Annotated in this window: 22 protein-coding genes and 1 tRNA gene; 12 read left to right on the forward strand and 11 right to left on the reverse strand. The window is 66.6% G+C overall.

The features are described from left to right. Nucleotides 1-744 (forward strand): lipopolysaccharide assembly protein LapB (locus EBL85_RS00005; RefSeq protein ID WP_148040499.1); only part of this gene is annotated, 744 nt, incomplete at its 5' end. Between the two features lie 214 nt (nucleotides 745-958). Further along, nucleotides 959-1,480, forward strand: coding sequence for a transposase (locus EBL85_RS00010; RefSeq protein ID WP_123141809.1), 522 nt, complete (start codon nucleotides 959-961; stop codon nucleotides 1,478-1,480). Between the two features lie 265 nt (nucleotides 1,481-1,745). Here EBL85_RS00010 and EBL85_RS00015 read toward each other — a convergent pair whose 3' ends face one another. Beyond that, the gene (locus tag EBL85_RS00015) at nucleotides 1,746-2,405 is read right to left on the reverse strand and encodes a class I SAM-dependent methyltransferase (RefSeq protein WP_123141810.1); all 660 of its coding nucleotides are present in this window, start codon (nucleotides 2,403-2,405) and stop codon (nucleotides 1,746-1,748) included. Nucleotides 2,406-3,492: 1,087 nt separating this feature from the next. Here EBL85_RS00015 and EBL85_RS00020 point away from each other — a divergent pair. After that, nucleotides 3,493-3,822, forward strand: coding sequence for a hypothetical protein (locus tag EBL85_RS00020; protein WP_123140248.1), 330 nt, complete (start codon nucleotides 3,493-3,495; stop codon nucleotides 3,820-3,822). On the opposite strand, the gene EBL85_RS00025 is transcribed toward EBL85_RS00020, so the two are convergent. From EBL85_RS00025 to EBL85_RS00040, 4 genes are all read right to left on the reverse strand, one after another. Continuing rightward, nucleotides 3,774-4,424, reverse strand: a complete 651-nt coding sequence (locus tag EBL85_RS00025) for a sulfite oxidase heme-binding subunit YedZ (RefSeq protein WP_123141811.1) — start codon at nucleotides 4,422-4,424, stop codon at nucleotides 3,774-3,776. The two genes, EBL85_RS00020 and EBL85_RS00025, sit on opposite strands and share 49 nt — an antisense overlap. Beyond that, nucleotides 4,424-5,350: a protein-methionine-sulfoxide reductase catalytic subunit MsrP gene (gene msrP, locus EBL85_RS00030; RefSeq protein WP_123141812.1), complete on the reverse strand. Its 927-nt coding sequence runs from the start codon at nucleotides 5,348-5,350 to the stop codon at nucleotides 4,424-4,426. Before msrP ends, EBL85_RS00025 begins: the two co-directional genes overlap by 1 nt. A gap of 472 nt (nucleotides 5,351-5,822) precedes the next feature. Next, on the reverse strand, nucleotides 5,823-6,740 hold the full coding sequence (locus tag EBL85_RS00035) for a bile acid:sodium symporter family protein (protein WP_123141813.1): 918 nt from the start codon (nucleotides 6,738-6,740) through the stop codon (nucleotides 5,823-5,825). Nucleotides 6,741-6,777: 37 nt separating this feature from the next. Then, nucleotides 6,778-8,055: a bifunctional O-acetylhomoserine aminocarboxypropyltransferase/cysteine synthase gene (locus EBL85_RS00040; RefSeq protein WP_123140244.1), complete on the reverse strand. Its 1,278-nt coding sequence runs from the start codon at nucleotides 8,053-8,055 to the stop codon at nucleotides 6,778-6,780. 177 nt (nucleotides 8,056-8,232) lie between these two features. Between EBL85_RS00040 and EBL85_RS00045 the strand changes: the two genes are divergently transcribed. Both EBL85_RS00045 and EBL85_RS00050 read left to right on the forward strand, forming a co-directional pair. Then, nucleotides 8,233-9,087: a pentapeptide repeat-containing protein gene (locus EBL85_RS00045; protein ID WP_123141814.1), complete on the forward strand. Its 855-nt coding sequence runs from the start codon at nucleotides 8,233-8,235 to the stop codon at nucleotides 9,085-9,087. A 108-nt stretch (nucleotides 9,088-9,195) separates the two neighbouring features. Continuing rightward, on the forward strand, nucleotides 9,196-9,417 hold the full coding sequence (locus EBL85_RS00050; protein WP_062276091.1) for a hypothetical protein: 222 nt from the start codon (nucleotides 9,196-9,198) through the stop codon (nucleotides 9,415-9,417). Nucleotides 9,418-9,441: 24 nt separating this feature from the next. Here EBL85_RS00050 and EBL85_RS00055 read toward each other — a convergent pair whose 3' ends face one another. Continuing rightward, nucleotides 9,442-10,134 (reverse strand): lytic transglycosylase domain-containing protein, encoded by a 693-nt coding sequence (locus tag EBL85_RS00055; RefSeq protein WP_165913479.1) that lies wholly within the window; start codon nucleotides 10,132-10,134, stop codon nucleotides 9,442-9,444. Between the two features lie 742 nt (nucleotides 10,135-10,876). On the opposite strand from EBL85_RS00055, the gene EBL85_RS00060 reads away from it, so the two are divergent. Then, nucleotides 10,877-11,404 carry a DUF882 domain-containing protein gene (locus EBL85_RS00060; RefSeq protein WP_123140242.1) on the forward strand — a complete coding sequence of 176 codons (528 nt, stop codon included), beginning with the start codon at nucleotides 10,877-10,879 and terminating at the stop codon, nucleotides 11,402-11,404. A gap of 130 nt (nucleotides 11,405-11,534) precedes the next feature. Here the strand turns inward: EBL85_RS00060 and EBL85_RS00065 are convergent, their stop codons facing one another. Next, nucleotides 11,535-13,367 (reverse strand): RNB domain-containing ribonuclease, encoded by a 1,833-nt coding sequence (locus tag EBL85_RS00065; protein ID WP_123141815.1) that lies wholly within the window; start codon nucleotides 13,365-13,367, stop codon nucleotides 11,535-11,537. A 220-nt stretch (nucleotides 13,368-13,587) separates the two neighbouring features. Between EBL85_RS00065 and EBL85_RS00070 the strand changes: the two genes are divergently transcribed. After that, the gene (locus EBL85_RS00070) at nucleotides 13,588-14,628 is read left to right on the forward strand and encodes a folate-binding protein YgfZ (RefSeq protein ID WP_223805962.1); all 1,041 of its coding nucleotides are present in this window, start codon (nucleotides 13,588-13,590) and stop codon (nucleotides 14,626-14,628) included. A 17-nt stretch (nucleotides 14,629-14,645) separates the two neighbouring features. Here EBL85_RS00070 and lysS read toward each other — a convergent pair whose 3' ends face one another. Both lysS and prfB read right to left on the reverse strand, forming a co-directional pair. Further along, a complete protein-coding gene (lysS, locus tag EBL85_RS00075) occupies nucleotides 14,646-16,175 on the reverse strand; it encodes a lysine--tRNA ligase (RefSeq protein WP_123140239.1) in 1,530 nt (509 codons plus the stop codon). Nucleotides 16,176-16,191: 16 nt separating this feature from the next. Beyond that, nucleotides 16,192-17,290 (reverse strand): peptide chain release factor 2 gene (prfB, locus tag EBL85_RS00080; protein WP_123140238.1). Its coding sequence is split into 2 segments (ribosomal slippage): nucleotides 16,192-17,214 and nucleotides 17,216-17,290, totalling 1,098 coding nucleotides; the frame shifts between segments, so codons are not numbered across the junction. 348 nt (nucleotides 17,291-17,638) lie between these two features. Here prfB and EBL85_RS00085 point away from each other — a divergent pair. The 5 genes from EBL85_RS00085 to EBL85_RS00105 all read left to right on the forward strand — a co-directional run bounded on the left by EBL85_RS00085 (nucleotide 17,639) and on the right by EBL85_RS00105 (nucleotide 20,495). Beyond that, nucleotides 17,639-18,367 (forward strand): transposase, encoded by a 729-nt coding sequence (locus tag EBL85_RS00085; protein ID WP_123140237.1) that lies wholly within the window; start codon nucleotides 17,639-17,641, stop codon nucleotides 18,365-18,367. Next, entirely contained in the window at nucleotides 18,364-18,747 is a 384-nt protein-coding gene (locus tag EBL85_RS00090; protein ID WP_123141816.1) for a cupin domain-containing protein, read from the forward strand. Before EBL85_RS00085 ends, EBL85_RS00090 begins: the two co-directional genes overlap by 4 nt. A 14-nt stretch (nucleotides 18,748-18,761) precedes the next feature. Continuing rightward, a complete protein-coding gene (locus tag EBL85_RS00095; RefSeq protein ID WP_123141817.1) occupies nucleotides 18,762-19,373 on the forward strand; it encodes a flavin reductase family protein in 612 nt (203 codons plus the stop codon). Further along, entirely contained in the window at nucleotides 19,370-20,260 is an 891-nt protein-coding gene (locus EBL85_RS00100) for an alpha/beta fold hydrolase (protein WP_123141818.1), read from the forward strand. The genes EBL85_RS00095 and EBL85_RS00100 overlap by 4 nt, the downstream gene beginning before the upstream one ends. 160 nt (nucleotides 20,261-20,420) lie before the next feature. Then, nucleotides 20,421-20,495 (forward strand) — tRNA-Val (locus EBL85_RS00105). Between the two features lie 167 nt (nucleotides 20,496-20,662). Here the strand turns inward: EBL85_RS00105 and EBL85_RS00110 are convergent. Both EBL85_RS00110 and EBL85_RS00115 read right to left on the reverse strand, forming a co-directional pair. Then, nucleotides 20,663-21,613, reverse strand: a complete 951-nt coding sequence (locus tag EBL85_RS00110) for a diguanylate cyclase domain-containing protein (protein WP_223805965.1) — start codon at nucleotides 21,611-21,613, stop codon at nucleotides 20,663-20,665. Further along, nucleotides 21,610-26,130, reverse strand: a complete 4,521-nt coding sequence (locus tag EBL85_RS00115) for a PAS domain S-box protein (RefSeq protein ID WP_123141819.1) — start codon at nucleotides 26,128-26,130, stop codon at nucleotides 21,610-21,612. Before EBL85_RS00115 ends, EBL85_RS00110 begins: the two co-directional genes overlap by 4 nt. Nucleotides 26,131-26,140 lie beyond the last annotated feature (10 nt).

Genomic DNA, 26,140 nt, shown 5'->3' on the forward strand with positions numbered 1-26,140 from the left:
AACCTCGATGAGGCGCTGCGCATCCGCACAGAAGAAGAAATACCCGTCTACGAAAGACTCGGCGACGTCCGCGAGAAGGCCGTCACACAGGGCAAGATCGCTGACATCCTTCAGGCCCGCGGAAACCTCGATGAGGCGCTGCGCATCCGCACAGAAGAAGAAATACCCGTCTACGAAAGACTCGGCGACGTCCGCTCCAAGGCCGTCACCCAGGGCCAGATCGCTGACATCCTTCAGGCCCGCGGAAACCTCGATGAGGCGCTGCGCATTTTGACGGAAGAAGTTCTCCAAGCCTTCGAAAGACTCGGCGACGTCCGCGAAAAGGCCGTCACCCAGGGCAAGATCGCTGACATCCTTCAGGCCCGCGGAAACCTCGATGAAGCGCTCGCGCTACATGAAACAAGGCTTGCGGTCTATGAAGACCTACAGGATATCGCCGGCATCGCGCATGCCCGATTCGCCATGGCAGGCATCCGTCTACAGCGAGGAGATCACCAGAACCAAGGCTTGCAGGACATCCATGACGACCTGGCTCAAGCCTTCGTCATCCTGCGCCAACTGCAACGTCCGGATGGCATCGGTGCCGTCGGGATGCTCCTGGCACAGGTATTGGCAATGGGCGGGCATCCGGATAAAGCCTTGGAGATCCTGGACCTGGCACAAGCGGCCTTCGAGAAACTGGGAAACACAACCGCCGTCGAACAAGCCCGTCAACTTCGCCAACACCTGACCACGCCCTCCTAACCCCCGCTACACCGTAGGGTGGGCAAAGCGCAGCGTGCCCACCCTGTACGCGCCAGCGATCGAGGCCCCGCAGGGGACGAATGAACGCCGATCGAGGCGATCAGAGCACCGGACACATGACGCTTTCGCTTTGCTGGGCACGCGACGCTTTGCCCAGCCTACGGGGTAACCTTACGGGACGACCCAAGATGTCATAGAGGTTCGGAGCATTCGGATGGCCGACTACCGCCGCTGTTTCCAACCCGGGGGCTGTTATTTCTTCACCGTGGTGACCGAAGGACGACGCCCGTTGCTGGTCGCGCACATCGATGCCTTGCGCCGGGCCTTGCGCATGGGGATGGCGCGACGTCCCTTCCAAATCGATGCATTGGTGGTGTTGCCGGATCATCTGCACACCATCTGGCGGCTGCCCGAGGGGGACGCGGACTTTTCGACGCGCTGGATGCACATCAAGCGTTGTTTCTCCACCGCCCTCGACTCCCAGCCGACCTCGCCATCGCGGCAACGACGTCGCGAGACAGGGGTATGGCAACGTCGTTTCTGGGAGCATCTCATCCGTGATGAGCAGGACTGGCGGCGACATATGGACTATGTGCATGGCAACCCCGTCAAGCACGGCTACTGCGCCGCGCCGCGCGATTGGCCGTATAGCTCCTTCCGGCGCTGCGTGAGGGCCGGGTTATACAGCCCGGACTGGGGTGGTGAGGCGCCGGAAGATCTTGGTTGGGATTCCTAGCGTCGGTCGGGCCAGGTGCAGGCTGATCCGTTACCGCGACACATGAAGGTTCGGGACGCCGGGCACGCTGCGCGTTGCCCGGTCTACAAGGTTCCACGCGCCATCGTTCGTCGGGTGGGCAAAGTGCAACGTGCCCACCCTGTACGCACCAGCATCAAGGAGCAGCGGCAAGACCGACACACGCCGATCGCGAACGCGACGCGGCGGCCTGTGACCGATGTCGGACATCGGCCACAGGCCTTTGCGAATCAATCGCCTGGGACGCTTACTTCACGCGGAATATGTCGAAGATGATCGCCTGGTCGTCACTAAAGTCCTGGTGGCCGGGGATGTAGGGCTGGGGCTCGGAGTGATGGACGTGGGTCCAGTGGCCTTGGTCGGTGAGCGCGCCGAGGGCCTGTCTGTAGGCGTCGTCATAGAGGTCGACACGGTGGCTGAGCTGGACGATGCCGCCGGGCTTGACCACGCGATGGAACTCGCGCATCAGCCCGGCCATGTTGTCGATATAGGTCAGGGTGCCGATGCACTGGGCGGCGGCGAAGTGGTTCTCGGCGAAGTCCAGCGGCTTGTTGAGGTCGACGCGCGCCAGCTCGGCGTAACAGTTGCGCGCCTCGGCTTTCTCCAGCGACTTGGGGGAGTAGTCGACACCGGTGATCGCGGTGTAGCCGAGCTTGCCCAGGTGCAGCCCGGTCAGGCCCACGCCGCAACCGGCGTCGAGGATCGGCTGCGCGGGGTCGATCTGGTGCGACTTGATCGCCTCGGCGGCGAGGCGCGGGGCCTCGTAGCCCATCGACGTCAGGTCGTCCTCGTAGGTCTCGGACCAGCTGTCGTAGTACTGCTCGAGCTCGTCGAGCTTGGCGGCGGTCACACCGATCAGCTTGCTGACATCACGATCGGCCTGATTCATGGACTTGGAGTCGGTCATGGTCTCTCCGTGGTGTTGTGGCAAGCACGAGAAGCGCACTCGCCGTGGTGATTGCCTCGCACTGGTGAGGAGCAATGCGTACCCACGTCCTGAGCATCGCGGATGACGGGCCTCACTTCATTTCGTCAGGGGTCTCTCCCCAACACATTGCAACGGTCGATAACATCGCGACGGCGCGCGCAGCCGCATCGCGCGGTTCGTTGCGCGCGCGGTCCGTTGGACACGCGCGCTTTTATGGCGTGGACCGAAGACCACACGCTGACGCCGAGCGACGATTGACATTGGCTGGCCACCCGATTCGCGGGTGGGCACGAGGCGCGAGATTCGCGCGAGACGCCGCATGCGGCGGCGTCGGGGGCCGAGGGCCACGCCACTGGGCGGCGCGACGACCTGTCGGCGGATCGCGAGGCATGGACCCGAGACCTGAGTCGGGCAGACACGCCACGCGGCGGATACGCGCACTGCTGCGCGAATGGAGACGGGACGTCCCGGCGATCATCGGCGATGACCGAGCCGCCGGATCATCAGCGGAAGCGCGATGGCGCTCCCGCGTGCGTCCTCGGTTGAACGAAAAGACGGTACAGCTTCACGCCAGTGACCTGGGCGATCCGATCAACCGGCGCATATCCGATTCCGGCGTAGATGGTGCGCGGGGACTGGCCGCGATCACCCTGTCCTGTCACGCCATCACAGGGGTCGAAACAGGCATCCCCGCAACACCCACCGACTTGGTGAGAGCATGGCGCCGTGAAGCTGATTTGTGTTTTTTATGATACCGATAAAACGAAGCGACACAAGCGAAGACTTCTCAAGAACCCCCGAAAAATGGCCATAAGACCCTGATAAAAAACAATCAAAAAGATTCGAAACCGAAAAAGTCACGCGCATGGAAAGATCGGCGAGGAACACGTAAAGAGCGCGAACACAAGAGCGCCTCGGCCCCTGAGAGGCTGGATCAGAAGACCATTCACAGCCACGCGGGAACACCTCGCCTCGGACATCGGCCTCCACCCCGGACGGGGTCCGGGGTTTACCCTCCCCGGAGGCATCCCTAGACTGGCCGATTCAGTTCCCGGAGCCAGACGCCATGCACGACACCACCGACGCCCCCACCCGCCAACTGATCGAGGACTGGACCCGGTTGCAGACCGGCACCATCGAACCCGAACGGCTCGCCCGGCTCGATCGCGACCAGCCGGAATGGCGCTGCCGGGCCGCGACCCTGGTCGCCGAGAGCCTGTTCGCCTACATCACCCTGGAGATGGTGGCCCCGGATCTGGCCTATCGGCATCGCGACCAGCCCGAGCACGAACCCGAGGCCGGCGAGATCGACGCCCGGCTGGGCGCACACCTGCTCGACTTCCTCGATTATCGCGACGAACTCGCCGAGCGCCGCGCCACCGCCGGAGCCGACTGAGCCCAGGCGCGCCGCCAACGCCCCCAGGGCAGCCGCAGCGCCAGCAGCACGCCGAGGATGACGGCATAGATCAGCGGCTCGCGCAGATCGGCCTTGACCAGCCAGAGGAAGTGCAACACCCCGAGCACCGCGATCAGGTAGACGACGCGGTGCAACCGCTTCCAGTTGCGCCGCAGCCGACGCTGCCAGCCACGGGTCGAGGTCAGCGCCAGCACGCTCATCAGCACCAGCGCCACCATGCCGACGATGATGTAAGGCCGCTCGGTCAGGTCCTCGACGATCACCGGCCAGTCGAGCGCGCGGTCGAGCCACAGATAGACGAGCAGATGGAGCATGCCGTAGAAGAAGGCGAACAGCCCCAGCATGCGCCGCAGCCGGATCGGCCAGGGCCGCCCGAGGGCGCGACTGAGCGGGGTCAGCGCGAGGGTGAGCAGCAGCATCCGCAGGGTCCACAGCCCGCTGCGATGGAGCAGCGTCTCGACCGGATTGGCCCCCAGCGCCAGCCCACCACCGAGCCCCTGCGCCAGGGTCAACGCCAGCGGCAGCAGACAGAGCAGAAAGACCCCGGGCTTGGCCCAGGCCACCCAGTCGCGCCCGGTCATCAGTAAAAGCGCCTCAGGTCCATGCCGGCATAGAGCCCGGCGACCTCCTCGGCATAGCCGTTGAACGGCAGGGTCTCGCGCCGCTTCGCCAGCCAGCCGCCACCGATCATGCGATGGCTCTTCTGGCTCCAGCGCGGATGGTCGACGGCGGGATTGACGTTGGCATAGAAGCCGTACTCGTCGGGTTGCATCCTGTTCCAGGTCGCCGGCGGCTGCTCGGCGGTGAAGCGGATGCGCACGATCGACTTGATGCTCTTGAAGCCGTACTTCCAGGGCACCACCAGCCGTAGCGGCGCGCCGTTCTGGTTCGGCAGGGTCTCGCCATAGAGCCCGGTGGCGAGCAGCGTCAGCGGGTGCATCGCCTCGTCGATACGCAGCCCCTCGCGATAGGGCCAGTCGAGCACCCGGCGACGCTGACCGGGCATCTGTTCGGGGTCGAACAGGGTCTCGAAGGCGACATAGCGCGCCTGCGAGGTCGGCTCGAAACGCGCCAGCAGCTCACCGAGCGGGAAGCCGAGCCAGGGGATCACCATCGCCCAGGCCTCGACACAACGCAGCCGATAGATGCGCTCCTGCTGATCGAACCCGCTGAGGATGTCCTCGATGCCGATCTCGCCGGGACGCGCGCACTCGCCATCGACCACCACCGACCAGGGCCGGGTGCGCAGCCGATGGGCGTGTGCCGCCGGGTCCCCCTTGTCGGTCCCGAACTCGTAGAAATTGTTGTAGCCGGTGACGAACTCGCGCGGGGTCAGTGGTTCGTCCTCGCCGGGACGCGGATAGGTCGCAGCGACGGCGCCGAGCGGCGCCAGCGCCGCCGCGCCCACACCCAGCGCGGCGCCCTGGATGAAGGTACGACGCGCGCGCCATACCTCCGGTGGGGTGATCTCGGAGGACGGGATATCGGCAGGCTTGCGAATCAGCATGACGGAGGCTCCTCGGGTCGTCACCCACCGCCGCCGACGCCACCACCACGCCCACCCCGCCAAGGGGTTAGGCACCAATAGAGCAGTGGTTTCGAGCGATCCGGCAACCGATGGAAGGATTCCCACGAGGTGGGGCAAACACCTCCCCCGCGCAAGCCCTCATCCTCGATCTAGGATCATCAAAAATTTACAAGCCGTTGATAATCAAAAAATCGCAAAGACACGAAGGACGCGAAGGGGGTTAAGCCTCCAGTCGTCAGCCTCCAGTGGGCGCCGTACTCGACGGCAGCGCGACCCTTGATGGGCACGCTGCGCTTTGCCCATCCTACGACGCTGACAGCCGCCTTTAGCTCCAGCGACTGCGCTTCGCGCCAGTGATTGAGGACAGACCACCACTGGCGGCTGGCGGCTGATCGCTGGAAGCTCTTCCCCCCCTTTGCGCGCTTTGTGCCTTCGCGGTTCAAGATGCGGTTCAAGCCCCAGACGGCGGTGGCCGCCGCGACCACCAGGCGGCGAGCAGCGCGCCGGAGAGGTTGTGCCAGATCGAGAACAGCGCACCGGGCAGTGCCGCGGCGGCGGAGAAGGACTTGATCGCGAGCGCCACGGCGAGCCCCGAGTTCTGCATCCCGACCTCGATCGCCAGGGTCCGCGCCCGCGCCTCGCCCTGCCCCAGCAGGCGCGCCAGCGTATAGCCCAGACTCAATCCGGTGAGGTTGTGCAGCACCACGGCAAGCGCGACCAGCGGCCCGAGGGTGACGAGCTGGTCGTGATTGAGCGCCACGATCACCGCGATGATGAACACGATGGCCGCCACCGAGATCAGCGGGAAGACCCGCTCGAACATCGCCAGCCGCGCCCCCAGCAGCCGGTTGACCAGCACCCCGAGTGCGACCGGCACCAGCACGATGCGCAGGATCGACCAGAACATGTCGAGGGCGGGGACCGCGACCCGCTCGCCGACATAGAGCAGGGTGAGCACGGGGGTGAGCACCACCGCGAGCAGGGTCGAGACCGTGGTCAGGGTGATCGAGAGCGCGAGATCGCCGCGCGCCAGATAACAGATGACGTTGGAGGCGGTGCCACCGGGGGCGGCGCCGACCAGCACCAGCCCGGCGAGGAGTTGCGGCGGCAGACCGAGGGCGAGTCCGATCGCCCAGGCCGCAAACGGCATCAGCAGGTATTGCAGGACCACGCCCAGGCCGATGACCCCGGGGCGACGCAACACCGCGCTGAACTGGCCCGGACTCAGGGTCGCGCCCATGCCGAACATCACCACCCCGAGCAGCGGCACGATACCGGGCTTGAGCGCGGCCAAGGGGTCTGGAAAGGTGAGCGCCAGCAGACTCGCAGCCAGCGCCCAGAGCGGAAACAGTGTGGTGATCCGATCCATGACGGGGGGCCCCGCGCCGGGCGCGGGGCCGAACGGATCAGGCCGAGGCGGCCAGGGCCTGATCGAGATCGGCGATGATGTCGTCGATGTGCTCGATGCCGACCGAGAGCCGGATCAGGTCCTCGCTGACCCCGGCGCGCGCCATCTCTTCGGGCGAGAGCTGGCGGTGGGTGGTGGTGGCCGGGTGGCAGGCGAGCGTCTTGGAGTCGCCGATGTTGACCAGCCGCACGGTGAGCTTGAGCGCGTCGATGAAGCGCGCACCGGCATCGCGACCGCCCTTGATGCCGAACGAGAGGATGGCGCTGGCCTTGCCGCCATCCATGTAGCGCTGGATCAGCGGGTAGTCCGGGCTGTCGGGCAGACCGGCATAGCGCACCCAGGCCACGCGCGGGTGGTCCTTGAGATACTGGGCGACGGCCAGGGCGTTCTCGCAGTGACGGTCCATGCGCACCGCCAGGGTCTCGATGCCCTGCAGCACCAGGAAGCTGTTAAAGGGCGCGAGCGCCGCCCCCATGTTACGCAGCGGTACCACCCGGGCGCGGGTGATGAAGGCCGCCTCGCCCATGTCCTGGGTGTAGACCACGCCGTGATAGGACGGATCGGGCTGGTTGAGCATCGGGAAGCGCTCGGCGTGCTCGGCCCAGGGGAACTTGCCGGAGTCGACGATCATCCCGGCGATGGTGGTGCCATGACCGGCCATGTACTTGGTCAGGGCGTGGACCACGATATCGGCGCCGTGCTCGAAGGGACGGTGCAGATAGGGCGAGGGCACGGTATTGTCGACGATCAGCGGCACGCCGTGGGCGTGGGCCATGTCGGCCATCGCCTGGACGTCGGCGACGTTGCCGGCGGGATTGCCGATCGACTCGCAGAACACCGCCTTGGTCTTGGCATCGACCAGGGCATCCATGGCGGCGATGTCGTTGGGCTCGGCGAAGCGCACCTCGATGCCGAGCCGCGGCAGGGTGTGGGCGAACAGGTTGTAGCTGCCGCCGTAGAGCCGCGAGACGGCAACGATGTTGTCGCCGGCCTGCGCCAGGGTGAAGATGGCGTTGGTCACCGCCGACATGCCGGAGGCGAAGGCCAGCGCACCGACCCCACCCTCCATCGCCGTGACCCGACGCTCGAGCACGTCGGTGGTGGGATTCATGATCCGGGTGTAGATATTCCCCGGGACCTTGAGGTCGAACAGATCGGCGCCGTGCTGGGTGTCGTCGAAGGCGTAGCTGGTGGTCTGGTAGATCGGGGTCACCACCGACTTGGTGGTGGGATCGGGTTCGAACCCGGCATGAATGGCAAGAGTTTCGAGTTTCATGGCGCTTCCTGTTGAATGGTCTCGTGAATCGCCCACGAGCGACGGCCGCCATCGGTCGCCGAACCGAGAATCTTATCCGCGTGATCGACAGGCTGTCGATCGGCCCGGGTCGGCGCGGGAGGCGTCAACGACCCCGGCCCCACCCAACAACGACAAGGACCAGGAGGAGATCCCGGCATGATCGAAATCAGACACCGCGACAGTGGCGAGGTGCTGGCGGAAATCGAGCGCGACACTCTCGTCGGCGCCGACCTGCGCGACATGCGGCTCGACGGCGCCGATCTCTCGGGGCTCGATCTCAGCGGCGCCGACCTCAGCGCCAGCGATCTGGTCGGCGCCCGGCTGCACGGGACCTGCCTGCGCGAGGCGATCCTGGTCGGTGCGCAGCTGCGCGCAGCCGATCTCGCCGAGGCCAACCTGACGCGCGCCCGGCTCGGGGCTGAGCGCCCGTCGCGCGCGGCGATGCTCAACGCCGCACGACTGGCCGGGGCCGATCTCAGCGGCGCCGACCTGCGCAACGTCGAGCTGCGCCAGGCCGATCTCGCCGGGGCCACCCTCGCCCATGCCGACCTGCGCGGCGCCGACTTCCAGGGCGCCAACCTGGTCGGGGTGCACGCCCATCGCGCGCTCCTGATCAAGGCCAACCTCGCCGAGGCCGATCTCAGCGGCGCCGATCTGCGCGACAGTCATCTCAACGACGCCAACCTCACCCGCGCCCGGCTCTGCGAGGCCGATCTCGGCAGCGCCTTCAGCGACGGCTTCACCGTGCTCAATCTCGCCAATCTCGAAGGCGCCGATCTGCGCGGCGCGCGGCTCTGTCATGCCTCGGCGCAGGACGCCAACTTCCGCTACGCCGATCTCACCGACGCCGATCTCACCGATGCTGTGCTCGGCGGCGCCATCCTCCATCGTGCCGATCTCACCGGCGCCGACTTCACCCGGGTGGAGCTGGCGAGCGTCACCCTGGAATTCGCCAACGTCTCCAAGGCGCGCAACGCCCAGGTGCCCTCCTACAAGAAGAACCTGCGCTGAGCCCGATACGGGCGCCGGCGGCGATCCACCGGCGCCCGACTTTGCGATACACTCGAACGCCACCCCACAGGGATCGAGCCGCCCGATGGCGGTATCAGGAGTGCCCGCATGCCGTATTTCGTCTACAGCATCACCCAGCAGCCGCTCAAGCTCGAACACCTCGACACCTTCGAGCACTACCAGGACGCCCGCGCCCTGGTGCGCAGCCGCCGCCAGGCCGCAGAGGCCCCGCCGGGCGTCGACTACCGGCTGATCTTCGCCGCCCAACAGGCCGAGGCCGAGCGACTGCTCTCGACCCCGCGCGACGAGCGCGTCATCGGCGAGGACTGAGCACAGCGCCGCTGGCCGTCCACCTCAGTCCTCACCCGGTACGCTCGAGATGGTCACGTGCACCGGGCGCTCGGCCCACAGATACTGCAATACCTTGCGCACATAGGCCTGGGTCTCGGCATAGGGCGGGATCTTGCGCCCGTGCTTGAGCACCGCACCCTCGCCGGCGTTGTAGCCGGCCAGGGCGAGACGCAGGTCATTGTCGAAGAGATCCAGCAGATCGCGCAGATAGGCCGCGCCGCCGCTGACGTTGTCGGCCGGATCGAAGCTGTCGGCGACGCCGTAGCGCGCCGCCGTGGCCGGCATCAACTGCATCAGCCCCTGGGCGCCCGCCGATGAGACGGCGCGCGGATCATAGGCCGACTCGGCGCGGATCACCGCGTGCAGCAACGCCGGCGAGAGTCCGTGACGGCGCGCGTTGGCCGAGACCAACGCCTCGTAGCGCGCGCGCCGGGCCCGCAATGAGCGGCTGAGCGGCTTGGACTCGCCCCTGGGCGAGCGCTCGATCTGCAGCTGCGAGAACCTGGAGCGGTTCTCCTCGGCGAGCTGACCGGACTCACGGTGCCACTGCAAGCGGTACTGTCCACCCTTGAGCGGCACATCGGTGAAATAGACGTTGCCGTGTGCGTCGGCATATTTGTAGACGTCGGCCATCGCGATCGGCACGCCCCCCCAGCACAGCAGCCAAACACCCCCGCCGAAGGCACCAAACAGCATCTGCCACACCTTCACGCGCGCTGATTTATCAATGCGTTGCGCCGACATCATGCGCCTCCCTGAAGTGAGTCCGACGACCATCGTCGCCACACCTGGGTTGACGTTCAGTCCCCGAGCCGGATGGCAGGAACCTCTGCGCGTTTCAGTCATGAAACAACAATCTTCACCGCCATTCAACCACGACTTCTCCAGCGAATGAAAAACAGCAAAGCGCAAAAAAATATTCTTCGAAAAACCTGTCAGAAAAACAAAAAAGAAATCATTCAGAACAAGAGAAACAGCATCAACTCAAAAAGCTGTTAAAGCAATTCCTCAAAACCATCAAAAACAGCAACTTGAAACAACAAAGCGAAACTCAAAAAAGCTTCGAAAATGACGAGCAACAGGACTTCGAGTAGATTCGAGCACCTGAATTAATAAATCACTTCATTTATTAAAACCCAAAAACAGAAAAAACAACAACAAGACCTTACCAATAACACCTAATGTTAATTCTCAGGTTTCCAAATAATCATTATTTGGCAATCTCCATTTGACTCAATCGGCCGCATGGATATAATGAAAACCCCATGGAGCGGGCACATGCACAGGATGTCGACGTCACTTCGGGCTGCTCGCCCGCTCCCAGCTGCACCACTGTCGAACGCAATGCCGTCATTTACACGTCATGCGTTCACGCTGGATGCATTAGGGAAAAATCTTCGCCATACAATCCGTTGAACATCATGTACCGGGGGGGAACATGAACAGACGCCATTTCCTGGGGCTCGCCCTATCGACCGCAGCTGCGCCCGTACTGGCCAAGTCGCCGAGCGAGCGCCCGCGGGTGCTATCCCTGCACCACATGCACACGGACGAGAAGATCGCCGTCACCTATCGCATCGGGGATCGCTACCAACGCGCAGCGCTGAACAAGCTCAATCACTTCTTCCGCGACTTCCGCACCGACGACATCGTCGCCATCGACCCGCAACTCTTCGACATCCTCTACGACGTCAAGCTGCGTCTCGGCGACCCCGACGCCACCTACCAGATCCTCAGCGCCTACCGCTCGCCCCGCACCAATGCGATGCTGCGCCGCACCTCGCGCGGCGTCGCCAAGAAGAGCCTGCACATGACCGGACAGGCCGTCGACGTCCGCTTCCCCGACCTCTCCATCCGCCATCTGCGCGATACCGCCGTCGCGCTCGGTCGTGGCGGTGTCGGTTACTACCCGCGCTCGAACTTCGTCCATCTCGACACCGGCACGGTGCGCCGCTGGGGCGCCTGAGGCATCGAAGCCCGGACGGCGCTCGCCCCCGAGGGGGACGGGCGGCGCCGGCAGACCGCCCGCCGGGGGCGCTCCACGCCCCGGCAGTAAGCCACAAAGTTCGCAAGGGTATACCCGAAGCCGCGACAGCTCAACCGAGCACGCGGAAACTCACGTTCAGCTCGGGCAGATCGACATCGGCGAGCGCCAGCTTGAGGGTGTCGTTGAGCGCCAGCCGCTCACGGGTCCGTATCCGCGCCTCCAGCGCCAGCTCGGGCACCAGCACCACCGCCCTGCGCTCCTCCAGACCGACCACCACGCCCTCGCCCCGCCATCCGGGGTTGTCACGCAGATAGACCAGCTTCCAGTGCTGATTGGAGAGTCGCTCGCCGCGGCGCACCGCAGCGGCGGCCAGCTCCGCCTGCGCGACCCGCTCGACCACCTGCTCGCGATCGAGCGGCGTCGCGCCGGCGAGCCAGGCCCGCAGCTGCTGATGGACCAGCAGGTCGGAATAACGACGCAGCGGGCTGGTGGCACGGGTATAGAGCGCCAGCCCCAAGCCGGCGTGAAGATCGGGCTCACACAGCAAGCGGGTCGGCTTGAAGCAGCGCCGGCGCGCATACATGCTCGCCAGGTCGCTGGCCTCCTCGGCCGGATCCGGTGCGGCCTGGGTGGCGAAGGGGATCGCCAGGCCGTGCTCGAGACAGAGCCGCGCGGCGGCCTCGCCGGCCATCAGCATGGCATCGGTGACCAGCTCGCGACTCTCGAGCCGCGGCAGTGAGCGGATCCGCACCTCGCCGTTCTCGACACGCACACTGACCTCGGGCAACGCCAGTCGGGTGGCGCCATTGGTCTGGCGACGGGCATGAAAACGCGCAATCGTGGCGCGCAACGCGGCAAAGGGCGCCTCATCGAGGCGTCGCTCGACCTCGGTATAGGTCAGGCGCTGCACCCTGACCCAGCTGCGATGGACCTCGATGTCGTGCAGCTCGCCCTGCTCGTCGCAACGCATGGCGAAGGAGAGCGCCGGCGAGACCGGCTGCAACCCGAGCCCGAGCCGGGTGGTGGTCTCGGGCGGGAGCATCTTGACCATGCCCTCGGGCAGATAGAGGTTGGCACCCCGACTGCGCGCCTCGAGATCGAGCGGACCGTCCGGCGCGACCAGGGCACCGACATCGGCCACGTGGACCCAGACCCGCTCGCCATCGAGACTCAGGGCGTCGTCCGGGTCCTCGTTGCCCTCGTCGTCGATGGCGAAGGCCTCGAGATGGGTGAGATCGAGCCGCGGCTCGTCCTCGTCCAGCGCCGGCACCGCGAGCGCGGCGTCCTCCCCGGGCACGCCGCGGCGCGCCGGATAGGGATTGTGGTTGGCCGGCCAGTAGGCGACCTCGACCAGCGCGCGATGGGCGTGCTCCGGGGTCTGCGGATAACCGAGCGCCTCGAGGATACGACTGCGTTCGGTCTGCCCCAGCGCCAGCCGCTCGACCTCGGCGAGTCGTCCGCGATCCTCCGCGGTCGGGGTGGCCGCACGCATGCGCTCGAGAAAGGCCTTCCAGTCACGCTCGGCGGCGGCCTTAGCCTCGCGCTCGGCGCGATCGCGCTCGACCTCGGCACGCGAGCGCACCGTGATCGACTCGGGGGTGCCGCAGAAACGCAGCCCCTCGGCAACCAGCAGCCAGCTCGCCCAGGCCGTCACCGGGGTGAACTCGGCGAAGGCCAGCTCGGCGAGATCCTCGAGCGTGGTCTGCTCGCCCTCGAGCAGCTCCCAGGCGTCCTCCACCGCGCCCTCGGGGCGCGTCTCGAGTTCACCGAGCGAACGCAACGGCCCCGGATGCAGCAGCACGATGTCCTTGGGACGCACGCGCTTGGTACTGCCGCCGTCGAGCTGGATCTCGATCTTGTCGCCGACGCCGAGGACGCGGGCCGGATGGGTCTTGTAGAGCACCAGACTGTCTACGGGCGGGGTCGCTTGATATCTCGACAAGGGGCTGATCTCTCCATATGGACGGGGCCGCACGAACGAGCGCACAGGCTCCCTGCTGGCTTCGGGTTGTGGGTGCCGACGATGGCGAAGACGGTCGCCCGGGGCGACCGTCTCCCGGGCGGCATGCAAGCCGCCGGGGTTGTCTCGGGCACGCTTCGGTCGCATAAGGATTGGCAAGTTCCCAATCAGCAACCGAAGGTTCCCAAGGCAGGGGTTGATGATGACGCAATGGCGAGACTTTCTCGACGCACACGGCGCCCGGTTCGACGATCTCGGTCAGGCGCACTTTCCCGAACACCCGACCGGCGAGGCATGCCGACTGTTCGCGCTCACCCAGTTCGATGTCCTGCTGGCCCGGGGCGAGGATGCCGCGGACTTCCTCCAGGGGCAACTCACCAACGATGTACGCGAACTCTCCGCCGAGCACACCCAGCTCACCGCGCTCTGTACCCAGAAGGGACGCGTACTGGCCTGCGGCCGGCTGATCGCGCTCGACGAGATCCGGGCGCTGCTGCTGCCCGCCGAGCGCATCGAGACGACGCTTGCCCATCTGCGGCGCTATGTGCTGCGTAGCCGCGTGCGGCTCGAGGCCGCCGGCGACCAGTTGGTCGTGCTCGGCCTGGCCGGCACCGAGGCGCCGGCGCTGCTCGAACGGCTCGAGCTGGCGGTGCCGGCGCACGCCAACGGACTCGCGCAGCGCGACGGGGTTGCGGTCATCGCCCTGCCCGACGCCACACCACGCTATCTGCTGCTCGCCGAGCTCGAACGTGCGCGCGGGCTGTGGGAGGCGCTGGCCGCGCACGCCACACCGAGCGACGGCGCGATCTGGCGACGGCTCGACATCCGCGCCGGGCTGCCCAGCGTCCATGCCGGGACCGCCGAGGCCTTCATCCCGCAGATGCTCAATCTGCAACTGATCGACGGGGTGAGCTTCAACAAGGGGTGCTACACCGGACAGGAGGTCGTCGCCCGGATGCATCACCTGGGCAAACTCAAGCGCCGCATGTATCGCGCCACCCTCACCCTCGAGCCGGCCGAGGCGCCGGCGCCGCAGCCGGGCGACGTCCTGTTCGCGGCGGCGAGCAGCTCGGGTCAGGCCAGCGGTCGGGTGGTCGACGCCGCGCCACACGGCGCCGGGCGCTACGAACTGCTGGTGGTCCTCGAGATCGCGATCGCCGAGCATGGCGAGGCGCGGCTCGGCGAGCACGGGCCGGTGCTGAAGGTTCAGCCCCTGCCCTATGCCCTCGAACCCGCGGCCTGAGGAGGCGGTTCGGTAGCTCAGGCCGCCGAACCGCGCCCCTCGGGACGCATGTGCGGGAACAGCAGCACGTCGCGGATCGACGGGGCGTCGGTGAACAGCATCACCAGCCGGTCGATGCCGATGCCCTCGCCCGCGGTCGGCGGCATGCCGTGCTCGAGCGCACGCACATAGTCGGCGTCGTAGTACATCGCCTCGAGATCCCCGGCCTCCTTCTCCTCGACCTGCTTGCGGAAGCGCTCGGCCTGGTCCTCGGCGTCGTTGAGCTCGGAGAAGCCATTGGCCAGCTCGCGCCCGCCGACGAAGAACTCGAAACGGTCGGTAACGAAGGGGTTGGCGTCGTTGCGCCGCGCCAGCGGCGAGACCTCGGTCGGGTACTCGGTGATGAAGGTCGGGTCCATCAGTTGGTGTTCGGCAGTGTGCTCGAACAGCTCGATCTGCACCTTGCCCAGGCCCCAGCCCGGCTTGACCGCGAGACCCATCCCCTCGGCGACGCGACGCGCGGCATCGAGATCATCGATGTCGGCGGCGCCGAGCTCGGGGTTGAAGTGGAGGATCGCCTCGCGCACCGTCATCCGCGCGAACGGCTTGCCGAAGTCGTAGCTCGCGCCCTGGTAGTCGATGGTGGTACGCCCGAGCACGCGCTCGGCCATCGCCCGCAGCATCGCCTCGGTGAGATCCATCAGGTCGCGATAATCGGCATAGGCCTGATAGAACTCGAGCATGGTGAACTCGGGGTTGTGCCGGGTCGAGAGCCCCTCGTTGCGGAAGTTGCGGTTGATCTCGTAGACCTTCTCGAAACCGCCGACCACCAGTCGCTTGAGGAACAGCTCGGGGGCGATGCGCAGAAACAGGTCCATGTCGAGCGCGTTGTGATGGGTGATGAAGGGACGCGCCACGGCGCCGCCCGGGATCACCTGCATCATCGGGGTCTCGACCTCGAGATAGCCGCGGGCGTTGAGATACTCGCGGATGAATTGCACGATCGCGGTACGCACCCGGAAGGTCTCGCGGGTGGTGGCGTTCATGATCAGGTCGAGATAGCGCTGGCGGTAACGGCTCTCCATGTCGGTGAGGCCGTGGAACTTCTCCGGCAGCGGACGCAGCGACTTGGTCAGCAGGCGCACGCTGTCGCACTTGACCGACAGCTCGCCGGTGCGGGTGCGGAAGAGCACGCCCTCGACGCCGAGGATGTCGCCGAGGTCGAGGTCGCGCTTGAACGCCTGATAGGCGTCGGTACCGAGCTGGTCGCGCTGCACGAACAGCTGGATGCGTCCGCTCATGTCCTGGATGTGGGCAAAGCTTGCCTTGCCCATCACCCGGCGGCTCATCAGTCGGCCGCCGAGGCGCACGCGCACCGGCTGCGCCTCGAGCGCCTCGCCGTCGACCTCGGCATAACGCTCGAGCAGGTCGGCGGCGAGGGCGTCGCGACGGAAGTCGTTGGGGAAGGCCACCCCCGCCTCGCGCAGCGCGGCGAGCTTCTCGCGCCGCTGCGCGATCAGCTTGTTCTCGTCGGCGTCGACGGCGGGCTGTTGTGCCTGTTCGGTCATCTGGGTCTCCGGGTCGTCACAGGCCGCTCTTGAGGCTGGCCTCGATGAAGGGGTCGAGGTTACCGTCGAGGACCGACTGGGTGTTGCCGATCTCGACGCCGGTGCGCAGATCCTTGATCCGCGACTGGTCGAGCACGTAGGAGCGGATCTGGCTGCCCCAGCCGATGTCGGACTTGCTGTCCTCCAGCGCCTGCTGACTGGCCTGACGCTTCTGCATCTCCAGCTCGTAGAGCTTGGCGCGCAGCTGCTTCATCGCCTGATCCTTGTTCTTGTGCTGCGAACGGTCGTTCTGGCACTGGGTGACGATGCCGGTCGGGTTATGGGTGATACGCACCGCCGACTCGGTCCGGTTGACGTGCTGACCGCCGGCGCCGCTGGCGCGATAGACGTCGATGCGCAGATCCGCCGGATTGATCTCGATGTCGACGGTGTCGTCGATCTCGGGGGAGACGAACACCGAGGCGAACGAGGTGTGACGGCGGTTGCCCGAGTCGAACGGCGACTTGCGCACCAGGCGGTGCACGCCGGTCTCGGTGCGCAGCCAGCCGAAGGCGTACTCGCCCTCGAACTTGATGGTGGCAGACTTGATGCCCGCGACCTCGCCGGCCGATGCCTCCATCAGCTCGGTCTTGAAGCCACGACGCTCGCCCCAGCGCAGATACATCCGCAACAGCATCTCCGACCAGTCCTGGGCCTCGGTGCCGCCGGATCCGGCCTGGATGTCGACGAAGGCGTTGTTGGCATCCATCTCGCCCGAGAACATGCGACGGAACTCGAGTTCGGCGACCCGGGCCTCGTAACCGGCGAGATCGGCCTCGAGCGCGGCGACGGTGTCGGCGTCCTCCTCCTCGACGGCCATCGCCAGCAGGTCATCGGCGTCGGCCAGCCCCGAGGTGAGTTCATCGATGGTCACCACCACCGCCTCCAGGGTGGCGCGCTCGCGACCGAGTGCCTGAGCGCGATCGGGCTCGTTCCAGACGTCGGGGTCCTCGAGTTCGCGCAGGACCTCGGTCAGGCGTTCTTGACGGCCATCGTAGTCAAAGATACCCCCTAAGGGACTGCAGGCGTCCCTTCAGGTCATTGATCTGCGAGGCGATCGGATTGATATCGAGCATGCGGCGCTCCAGCGGGTAAAACGTCTAATGATAATTCCTCAGCGCCAGCCAACGCCACCCCGGAACCGGCCTGCCCGGCGAGCGCCGACACCGCAGGCCGCGATCGACCACCAACGTACACACACCGACAGCGGCCGCGGCGCACAGCGGTCGCATCGCCCCGCCCCTCATGGAACGGCACCCGGGCGACGCTCTCCGGCATCGATCTCCGGGGTCATCTAGAGCCGCTCGCCAACATGCAGTCTTCGCGCCACTCAGACCCCGAGATCGGTCCTGTCATCAGCCTGCAATCCAGCGCCAGCTGGCTATACTGCAAGGTAAGGCAATCAACCGGATCCGACCCTAGCCATGGCACGTCTACCAAGATTCGTCCTGCCCGGTTACCCGCAGCACGTCATCCAGCGCGGCAACAACCGTCAGCGTATCCTCTTCGAGGAAGATGACTACTGGTTCATCTGGGAGAAGCTCAAGGCGGCGACCGAGAAGTTCCAGTGCTCGATCCACGCCTATGTGCTGATGCCGAACCACTTTCATCTGTTGCTGACCCCACACCAGGAAAACGGCATCGGCAAGCTCATGCAGTATGTCGGGCGCTATTACGTCCAATACTTCAACGCCCGTTACGAACGTACCGGCACCCTCTGGGAGGGTCGCTATCGCGCCACCCTGCTCGACCCCAAGGATTATCTGCTCCCCGTCTCGCTCTATATCGAGTCGAACGCGGTGCGCGCCGGTCTGGTCGATCACCCGGCCGATTACGGCTGGTCGAGCCACGGCGCCAACGCGCTCGGCGAGGACGATCCGCTGACCACTCCGCACACCGAATACAACCGGCTCGGACGCAGCATGAAGGCCAGACGCGAGCACTATGCGCGACTGGCCGAGACCCCCGTCGGCGAGCCACTGCTCGGGCGCATCCGCGACTCCACCAACAAGGCCTGGGTACTCGGCGACGACGCCTTCTGCACACGCATCGCCAGCGCCCTCAACCGTCGCCCGCAGCCCCGCCCCCGGGGCGGCGATCGGCGCTCGGCGGCCTATCGGCGACGCGCGGCCGCTGCGGCCGCAACGCAATGAGCACCATCGAGATCCACCGCCCCGACCCCGGGGCGGAGTACTTCTTCGAGGAAGGCTGCTTCATTCTCGAGACCTGGAACCGGGCCGATGACCCCGAGGTCTCGATCGCGCGCGCCCGGGTCGCACCCGGCACCGCCACCCGTCTGCATCGGCTCGCGGCCACCACCGAGCGCTATCTGATCCTCCGCGGCAGCGGACGCATCGCGCTCGACGACGGCACCGACCGGGATGTCGGACCCGGCGACCTGGTCCGCATCCCTGCCGCCACCCCCCAGCGCATCGCCAACATCGGCACCGATGATCTGGTCTTTCTCGCCATCTGCACCCCGCGCTTCCGCCCCGAGGTCTATCAGGACATCGACCCGGCACCGCGCGACTGACCCCGGAGATTCGTATGCGAGCGCCCTCGCCCCAGTCCGCCGCAACCATCGCCGAGGTGTTCGGTCTCTACGACCCACCGCTGTGGCTGGTCACCGCCAGCGATGGCGCACGCCGGGGCGGCTTCATCGCCAGCTCGGTGACCCGCGCCTCGATCGTCCATGAGGCGCCCCGACTCCTGCTCACCGTCGCCCGTCATCATCACACCTGGGGGTTGATCGAACGCAGCGGTCGAGCCGTGCTGCACCTGCTGCACGCCGACGATCTCGAGGCGGTGTGGCGCTTCGCTCTGGCGAGCGGGCACCATCACGACAAGTTCGCCGGACTCGAGGTCGCGCGCACCCCAAGCGGTACGCCGCGTTATGGTGCCGCCCTCGCCTGGCTCGACACCGAGGTCGAGCAGCGTATGGAGATCGGCGATCGCAGTGTCTACCTGCTTGCCGCGCACGATGCCGGACACGCCGGCACGGCGGCGCCGGCGTTGACGGTCTCCGGGCTGGGCCGCGCACCGGATGCACGGCTGGCCGAGCTCGATCGACGCTATGCCGCCGACCGCGCCACCGACGCCGAGGCCATCCGTGCTTGGCGCGCCCGAGCCCACACCGACAGAGACACCCCACCGGCATGACCATCCCCGCACCGCATGATCGCCGCCTGAGGCTGGGCGACGGGCGTCAGCTCGGTTATACCGAATACGGTGTGCCGGACGGTCACCCGGTCTGCTACTGTCACGGATTCCCCAGTTCACGCCAGGAGGCGGGGTTGCTACACCAGGCCGCGCGCATCGAGGGCATTCGCCTGATCGCCCCCGACCGCCCCGGCTACGGGCTCTCCAGCGATCGGCCGGGACGCCAGATCCACGACTGGCCGGCCGATCTTGCCGAGCTGACCGAGCGGCTCGGTATCGACCGCTTCGATCTGATCGGCGTCTCCGGCGGCGGTCCCTATGCGCTGGCCTGCCTCGCCGCCCTGCCCGCGCGGATCGAACGCTGTACGCTGATCTGCCCGCTCGGGCCGATCTATCTCGCGCCGGTCCGTCGCACCATGGCCCCGGGCGTGCGCGCCAGCCTGTCGCTCGCACGCCGTCTCCCGCGCCTGACCAACCGCTTCTACACCGGCCCCATCCCGGCGCTGCTCGCCGCCCGTCCCGAGGTGGTCGCACGGCTGCGCTATCGCAACGCAGCCGCCCCCGATCGCGCCGTGCTCGACCGCCCCGAGGTCACCGCCGCGCTCGATCGCACCATCGTCGACGCGATGCGCGATGGCGCTCACGGCGCCCGGCGCGACCTCCACCTCTACCCGCGTCCCTGGGGCTTCGAGCCAGATCGCATCGACCGGGCGATCACCCTCTGGCACGGCGATACCGACAACACCGTCCCGGTCGCCCATGCCCATTGGTACGCGCGCCACCTCCCCGACTGTCGCGCACGCATCCTCCACGGCGAGGGGCATTATTCGCTACCGGTCCGTCACGGCCACGGCATCCTCAAGGGGCTGATCACAGTCCATGACTGACACGACAGCAGTCGAGCATCCGCGCCAGCACAGCGCAACGACGCACACAGATCCCACCCCCGGCGACCTCGACCAGCAGGGCCAGACCTGAAAGAAGAAAAAAATCGTGACCGGGGGTTGACGAACCCCGGAGGCGGCATTAATATTTGCAGCCTCTTCGGGGCGCATAGCTCAGCGGGAGAGCACTGCCTTCACACGGCAGGGGTCGGTGGTTCGATCCCACCTGCGCCCACCAAATTCCGCAAAAAAGCCGGCTTCAAGCCGGCTTTTTTTATGTCCGCCGATCACACCGACCGTACCCATCGGTCCCCGGGTGCACCTGCGCCCACGCCTCTCCCCAACCGTCGATCAACTCACCCGACGACCTGATACCGATCAATCTCGGCGCTTGGCACCTACCGCTCACAGCGCAGGCTCGACACGATTGCGCCCGCCGGTCTTGGCCAGATAGAGATTGCGATCGGCAACCCGCAGCAGCGTCTCGGGCGATGCCTGCTCATCGGGAATGATGGTGGCGCAGCCGAAGCTCGCGGTCAGACAGGGGCCTTCGCCGCGCTCGGCCGAGGCCTGGGCAAAGCGGGTCCGGATCTCCTCGCGGATCATCTCGGCAAGGGCACGGGCGCTCCCGGCATCGGTCTCGGGCAGCAGCAGCACGAACTCCTCCCCCCCATAACGCGCCAGCAGGTCGGCCGGGCGTTTCAGGTGCACAGCGGCACAGCGGGCAATGCCACGCAGACATTCATCCCCGACCAGATGCCCCCAGGTATCGTTGACGGACTTGAAGTGGTCGGCATCGACCATGACCACCGAGAGCGGCGTCCGGTGCCGCAGCCCGCGCCGCCATTCGCGTTCGAGCTGCTGATCGAAGACGCGCCGATTGGCCACCCCGGTCAGGCCATCGCGCTCGGCAAGCAGCGCGAGCAGATCGCTCTTGCGCTTGAGTTGCACATGGGTGTTGATCCGCGCCCGCAGCACCGCCGCCGAGTAGGGCTTGGTGACGAAATCCATCGCTCCGGCCTGCAGCCCCTCGGCCTCGAGGTGGGGGTCCTGATCGCCAGTGACATAGATCACCGGGATCTCCGCGGTGAGCGGGTTGGCGTGCAATTGCCGACACACGTCCAGCCCGTCGATGTCGGGCAGATGGTAGTCGAGCAGGATCAGCTCGGGGGCGTCGGCGGCCAGACGCAGCGCATCCTTGCCGTTGGTGGCAATGATCAGGGTGTAGGTCTCGCCGAGGATCCTGGCGATCAGGCGCAGACTGGTAGGGTCGTCCTCGACCACCAGCAGACGCGGCCGCTCCGGCCCGGTCAGGCCATCATAGGGGTCGCGGATATCGACGATCGGCGCACTCATGATGATGTCAACCTCTCGCTCATGATCTGCAGTGTCTCCAGGGCCTGCGGATAGGCGAACCCATCGACCTGCGCCAGCAGGGTATCGACCCGTTCAGCGGCCTCATGTCCGCTCAGGCGCGCGCGCAGTTGCCGCAACAGCTCATCCGACACCATGCGGTGCCCCTGCAACAGCGACTCCAGCTCCGCGATCAGCGTCCGCGCGGCATCCAGATCCTGCCCGCCGTCATCGATCTCGCTCGCGGCAATATCTCCCTCGGCGGCAAGGTCGGTGGCCAGCGCAGTGCGTAGCGCGACGATGCCCGAGTCGAGCGCGGCCAGACACTCGGCCTCCAGCCCGTCGATGGTCTCGGCGTCGACCGTCGTCGAGGCCAGCGCACGCTCCAATGCCTGCGCCGCATGCTGCACCCCTACCGCGCCGACATTGCCCGCCGCCCCCTTGAGGGTATGCGCCAGACGCAGCGCGCCCGGCCCATCGCCGCCGCTGCGGGCGGCGGCGAACTGCGCGGGCCAGTCGGCGACATCGCGCAGGAAACCATCGAGGACGACCCGCAGCAAGGCGTCGTCGTCGTCGAGTCGCTCGCGTACCGAGGCCAGGTCGAGTTCCTCGCTCGGTGCGGCCCCTGCGGCGACATCCACCGCCCCCGTCTCGCCCTCGGACTCGGCGCCATCGAGCAACCAGCGCAGCAACACCGAGACGAGCTGCCGCGGATCGACGGGCTTGGCGATGAAGTCGTTCATCCCCGCGGCACTCACCCGCTCGCGATCGCTCTCGAATGCCGCCGCCGTCATCGCCACGATCGGCACCTCACGCCCCCGCGCGGTGGCACGGAGCGCGGCAGTGGCCTCGAAACCATCCATCTCCGGCATCTGCAGGTCCATCAGCACCAGGTCTGGCGGCTGTTCGGCAAAGCGCGCCAGCGCCTCGCGACCGTTGTCGGCCATGCTCACCTCCAGCCCCATCTTGCCGAGCATCGCCAGTGCGATCTCCTGGTTGGTGTGATTGTCCTCCACCAACAACACCCGCGCGCCACGGATGCGCTCGGCACCCGCATAGGGACTGGCCTCGAAGGGACGGGGCTCGGGCAGGCCCACCTGCCCATGTTGTTGCAGCCCGATGATGGCATCGAACAGGGATGACTGGGTAAAGGGTTTCTTCAACACCTTCTCGGGCTTCACCGGCGCCTCGACAACCGCTCGCAACAGCGCCTGGTGCTCATAGGCCGAGACCATCACCACGGTAGCCGGCCGATGACCGAGCGCGGCGGCGCCATGCATCTGATCGAGCAGCCACAGCCCGTCATGACGCAGCATTCGCCAATCGGCCAGCACCAGCGAGAAGGGCTCGCCCCGCTGATCGGCCTGCAGGATCCGTCCGAGCGCATCGTCGGTGTCGGCGACACTGTCGACCGCCAGGCGCCAGCTACCGAGATAACGCGCGAGGATCTCGCGCGCCTCGGCGTGGCTATCGACCACCAGCACCCGCCCGGGCGTGAGCGCCTCGACATGATTCGAAACAACCTCGCCATCGGCGATCTCGAGCGGCAGCGAGAACCAGAAGAGACTGCCCTCGCCCTCGCGGCTGTCGACACCGATATCACCGCCCATCAGCCGGACCAGTCGATCACAGATGGTCAGCCCCAACCCGGTTCCGCCGAAGCGGCGCGTGGTCGAGAGATCGGCCTGACTGAAAGGCTGGAACAACCGCACGGCCTGCTCGCTGCTGATCCCGATACCGGTATCGCGCACCTCGAAGCGCAGCCACCGCCGGCCGCCCTCCTCGCCTTTCCCCCGCACCGCGAGGACGACATGCCCCTGATCGGTGAACTTGATGGCGTTGCCGAGCAGGTTGTTGAGCACCTGCCCCAGACGCAGCGCATCGCCACGATAGCAACCGCTCAGTGAACGAGGCGCGTCGATCAGCAGCTCCACGTCCTTCTCCGCGGCAGTGACGGCGAACAGCTCGGCGCTCTCACGCAACAGCTCATCGAGCACGAAGGGGGCCGTCTCCAGCTCGACCTTGTCGGCGTCGAGCTTGGAGTAATCGAGGATGTCGTTGAGCAACCCCAGCAGCGCCCGGGCCGAGCGCCTGACCTTGCCCACCAGCTCACGCTGCTCCGGCTGCAGCGGGGTATCGAGCAGGATCTCGAGGAAGCCGAGCACGGCGTTCATCGGTGTGCGCACCTCGTGGCTCATGTTCGCCACGAAGTCACTCTTGGCGGCACTGGCCGCGCGCGCCTCGGCGGTGCGCTCCTCCACCCGACGCTCCAGGTCGAGATTGAGTGCCTGCAGATCACGCTCGGCCTGCTTGCGCGCGCTGACATCACTGACCACGATCAGGCCGCCGATCAACTGACCGTCCTCGTTGAACAGCGGGGCGGCGGCAACCTCGGCCGTCCACTGACGACCATCGGGGAGAGACACCTCCAGCTCCGAGGCGGGGATCGATCGCGCCTCGCGTACCGCACGCTGCAGCGGCAGCTCATCGGTTGTCAGCTGGCGGCCATCAAGACAGTAGCGGACCTTTGAACCAAAGGCGTCAGGATCTATCGAAGAAGCGGAGAGGTTGTCATCGTCGCCGAGCCCGAACAGACGTCGCAGCGCGGCATTGCCGCTGACGCGACGACAGTCGGGCGTATTGGTGAAGCCGACCCCGACCGGCAGTGCCTCGAGCAGCGCCTCGAGACGCGCCGTCATCGCCTGCAGCCGTGCCTCGATGCGGCGGCGTCGGGTGACGTCCAGGGTGATGCCACCGAGTTGGCCGCGCTCGCGCCCGGCGATGGGATAGAGTCGACCGCGAGCACTGATCCAGTGCTCGGAGCCATCCGGCCACAGCGTCCGGTACTCGGTGACATAGTCCTCTCCGGTGTGCACCGAGCGCTGCACCAGGGCGTCGACCCGTTCACGATCGGCCGGGTGCAGCGCCTCGAAGAAGCGTCGATAGCTGACCTCGGTATCGGCCGAGAGGCCGAACTGCGCCTTGCAGCGATCACTGAAGAAGAGGACGTCATCACCGATGTCCCAGGTCCAGACCCCGGCCTCGGCGGCATCGACGGCCAGTCGCAACCGCTCCTCGCTGTGGCGCAACCGCTCCTTGGCCTGCTTCTGCTCGGTGATGTCGAGCACCAGGGCGACGATGTCGGTCACCACCCCGCCACCATCACGTACCGGCGCAACGGCCACCGTCACCCAGATGCCCTCGCCATCGGCACGATGGCAGCGCTTGTCGAGCATGCACGAACGCCCCTGCTGCAGGACGGTCTCGAACATCCGCGCATCGGCCTGCGGATCCTCGGAGGTGGCGAGATCCGACCAGCGCCGGCCGATCAGGTCATCACGATCGCGACCGACGATCTCGCAGAAACGCGCGTTGACCTGCTGCAACTCTCCCTGCGGGGACATCACCATCATCCCCGCGAGCCCCTGGTCGATGAAGCTGAACAGGCCTCGCTGCGCCTCGAGACGCAGCGCCGCCTCGCGCATCCGCTCGACCCGGCGCTGGCTGCGCTGCAGCGCCCAACCCGCGCCGAGGATGACGGTGAGCAGCCCGGTGAGGATGGTGGCATAGCGCAACCAGACGGCGATGAGCTCGGCGCGATAGACCCCGCGCGGCACATGATCGACCACCTTCCACGCACCGGCGGCGGCATCCTCGAACCGCGCCGGATCGCGCGCCACCACCTGCGCTGGCACCAGGGTGTCGAAGCTCCACAGACCGTCATCGTCCTCGAACTGGCCACGCATCGCGCCGGAGATCCGTGACCAGGCGGCGGGATGACGTACCGCGAGGTTCAGCTCGGGACGCCCGCGCATGAACCCCCAGGCATCCTCGGGGCGTGTCGCCCGCAGCCAGTAGCCGTCGTGATTGAGCAGCCAGGTGCTGGTCTGACGCACGTCACCCAGCGCATCGAGCAGACGCACGCCCAGATAGTTGATGACGATGATGCCGCAGTCGTGTCCGCTGCGATCGGCCACGCGCGCGGCCAGGCGCAGCACCGGCTTGAAGGGTTGCTCGACCCCGCCGTACTCGACATTGAGATCGAGCGGCGAGACATAGATCTCGCCAACCGCCAACGCCATGGTCGCGGTGAAGTAATAGCGCGCCGACTTGTCCTGCAACGCGATCGGTGCGGTCGCTCGCGGTCCCTTCGGCGACTGATCGATACGCACGCGCTCCATGCCGGTCTCGTCGATCCAGCGCACCTGGTCGTACTGCGGCTTGGCCGTCATGAAGGCCCCCCAGTCGCGCTGCAGCGCCGACTGGCTCGCCCCCAGTTCATCGGCACAGGCGTTCAGCGCCCGACCCTGGGTCAGATAGCGCAGGTCACGACCGACCTCGCCCAACATCCGTTGCAGGGTCTCCGTGTCGTGCAGCGCCGCCTGCTCGCTCTCGATGAAGAGCCGCGCCGTCACCTGCTGGGTCGCCGCCCAGGCGGCGAAACCGACACCGACCAGGGAGGCCAGGGCCGCAACCATCAGCCAGACCAGCTGAGCTGCCTGCAATGCCCTCCAGCTCATGCTCCCTGCC

Origin of the sequence: Marichromatium sp. AB32, assembly GCF_003718675.1 — a bacterium.
GTDB classification, from domain to species: domain Bacteria; phylum Pseudomonadota; class Gammaproteobacteria; order Chromatiales; family Chromatiaceae; genus Marichromatium; species Marichromatium gracile.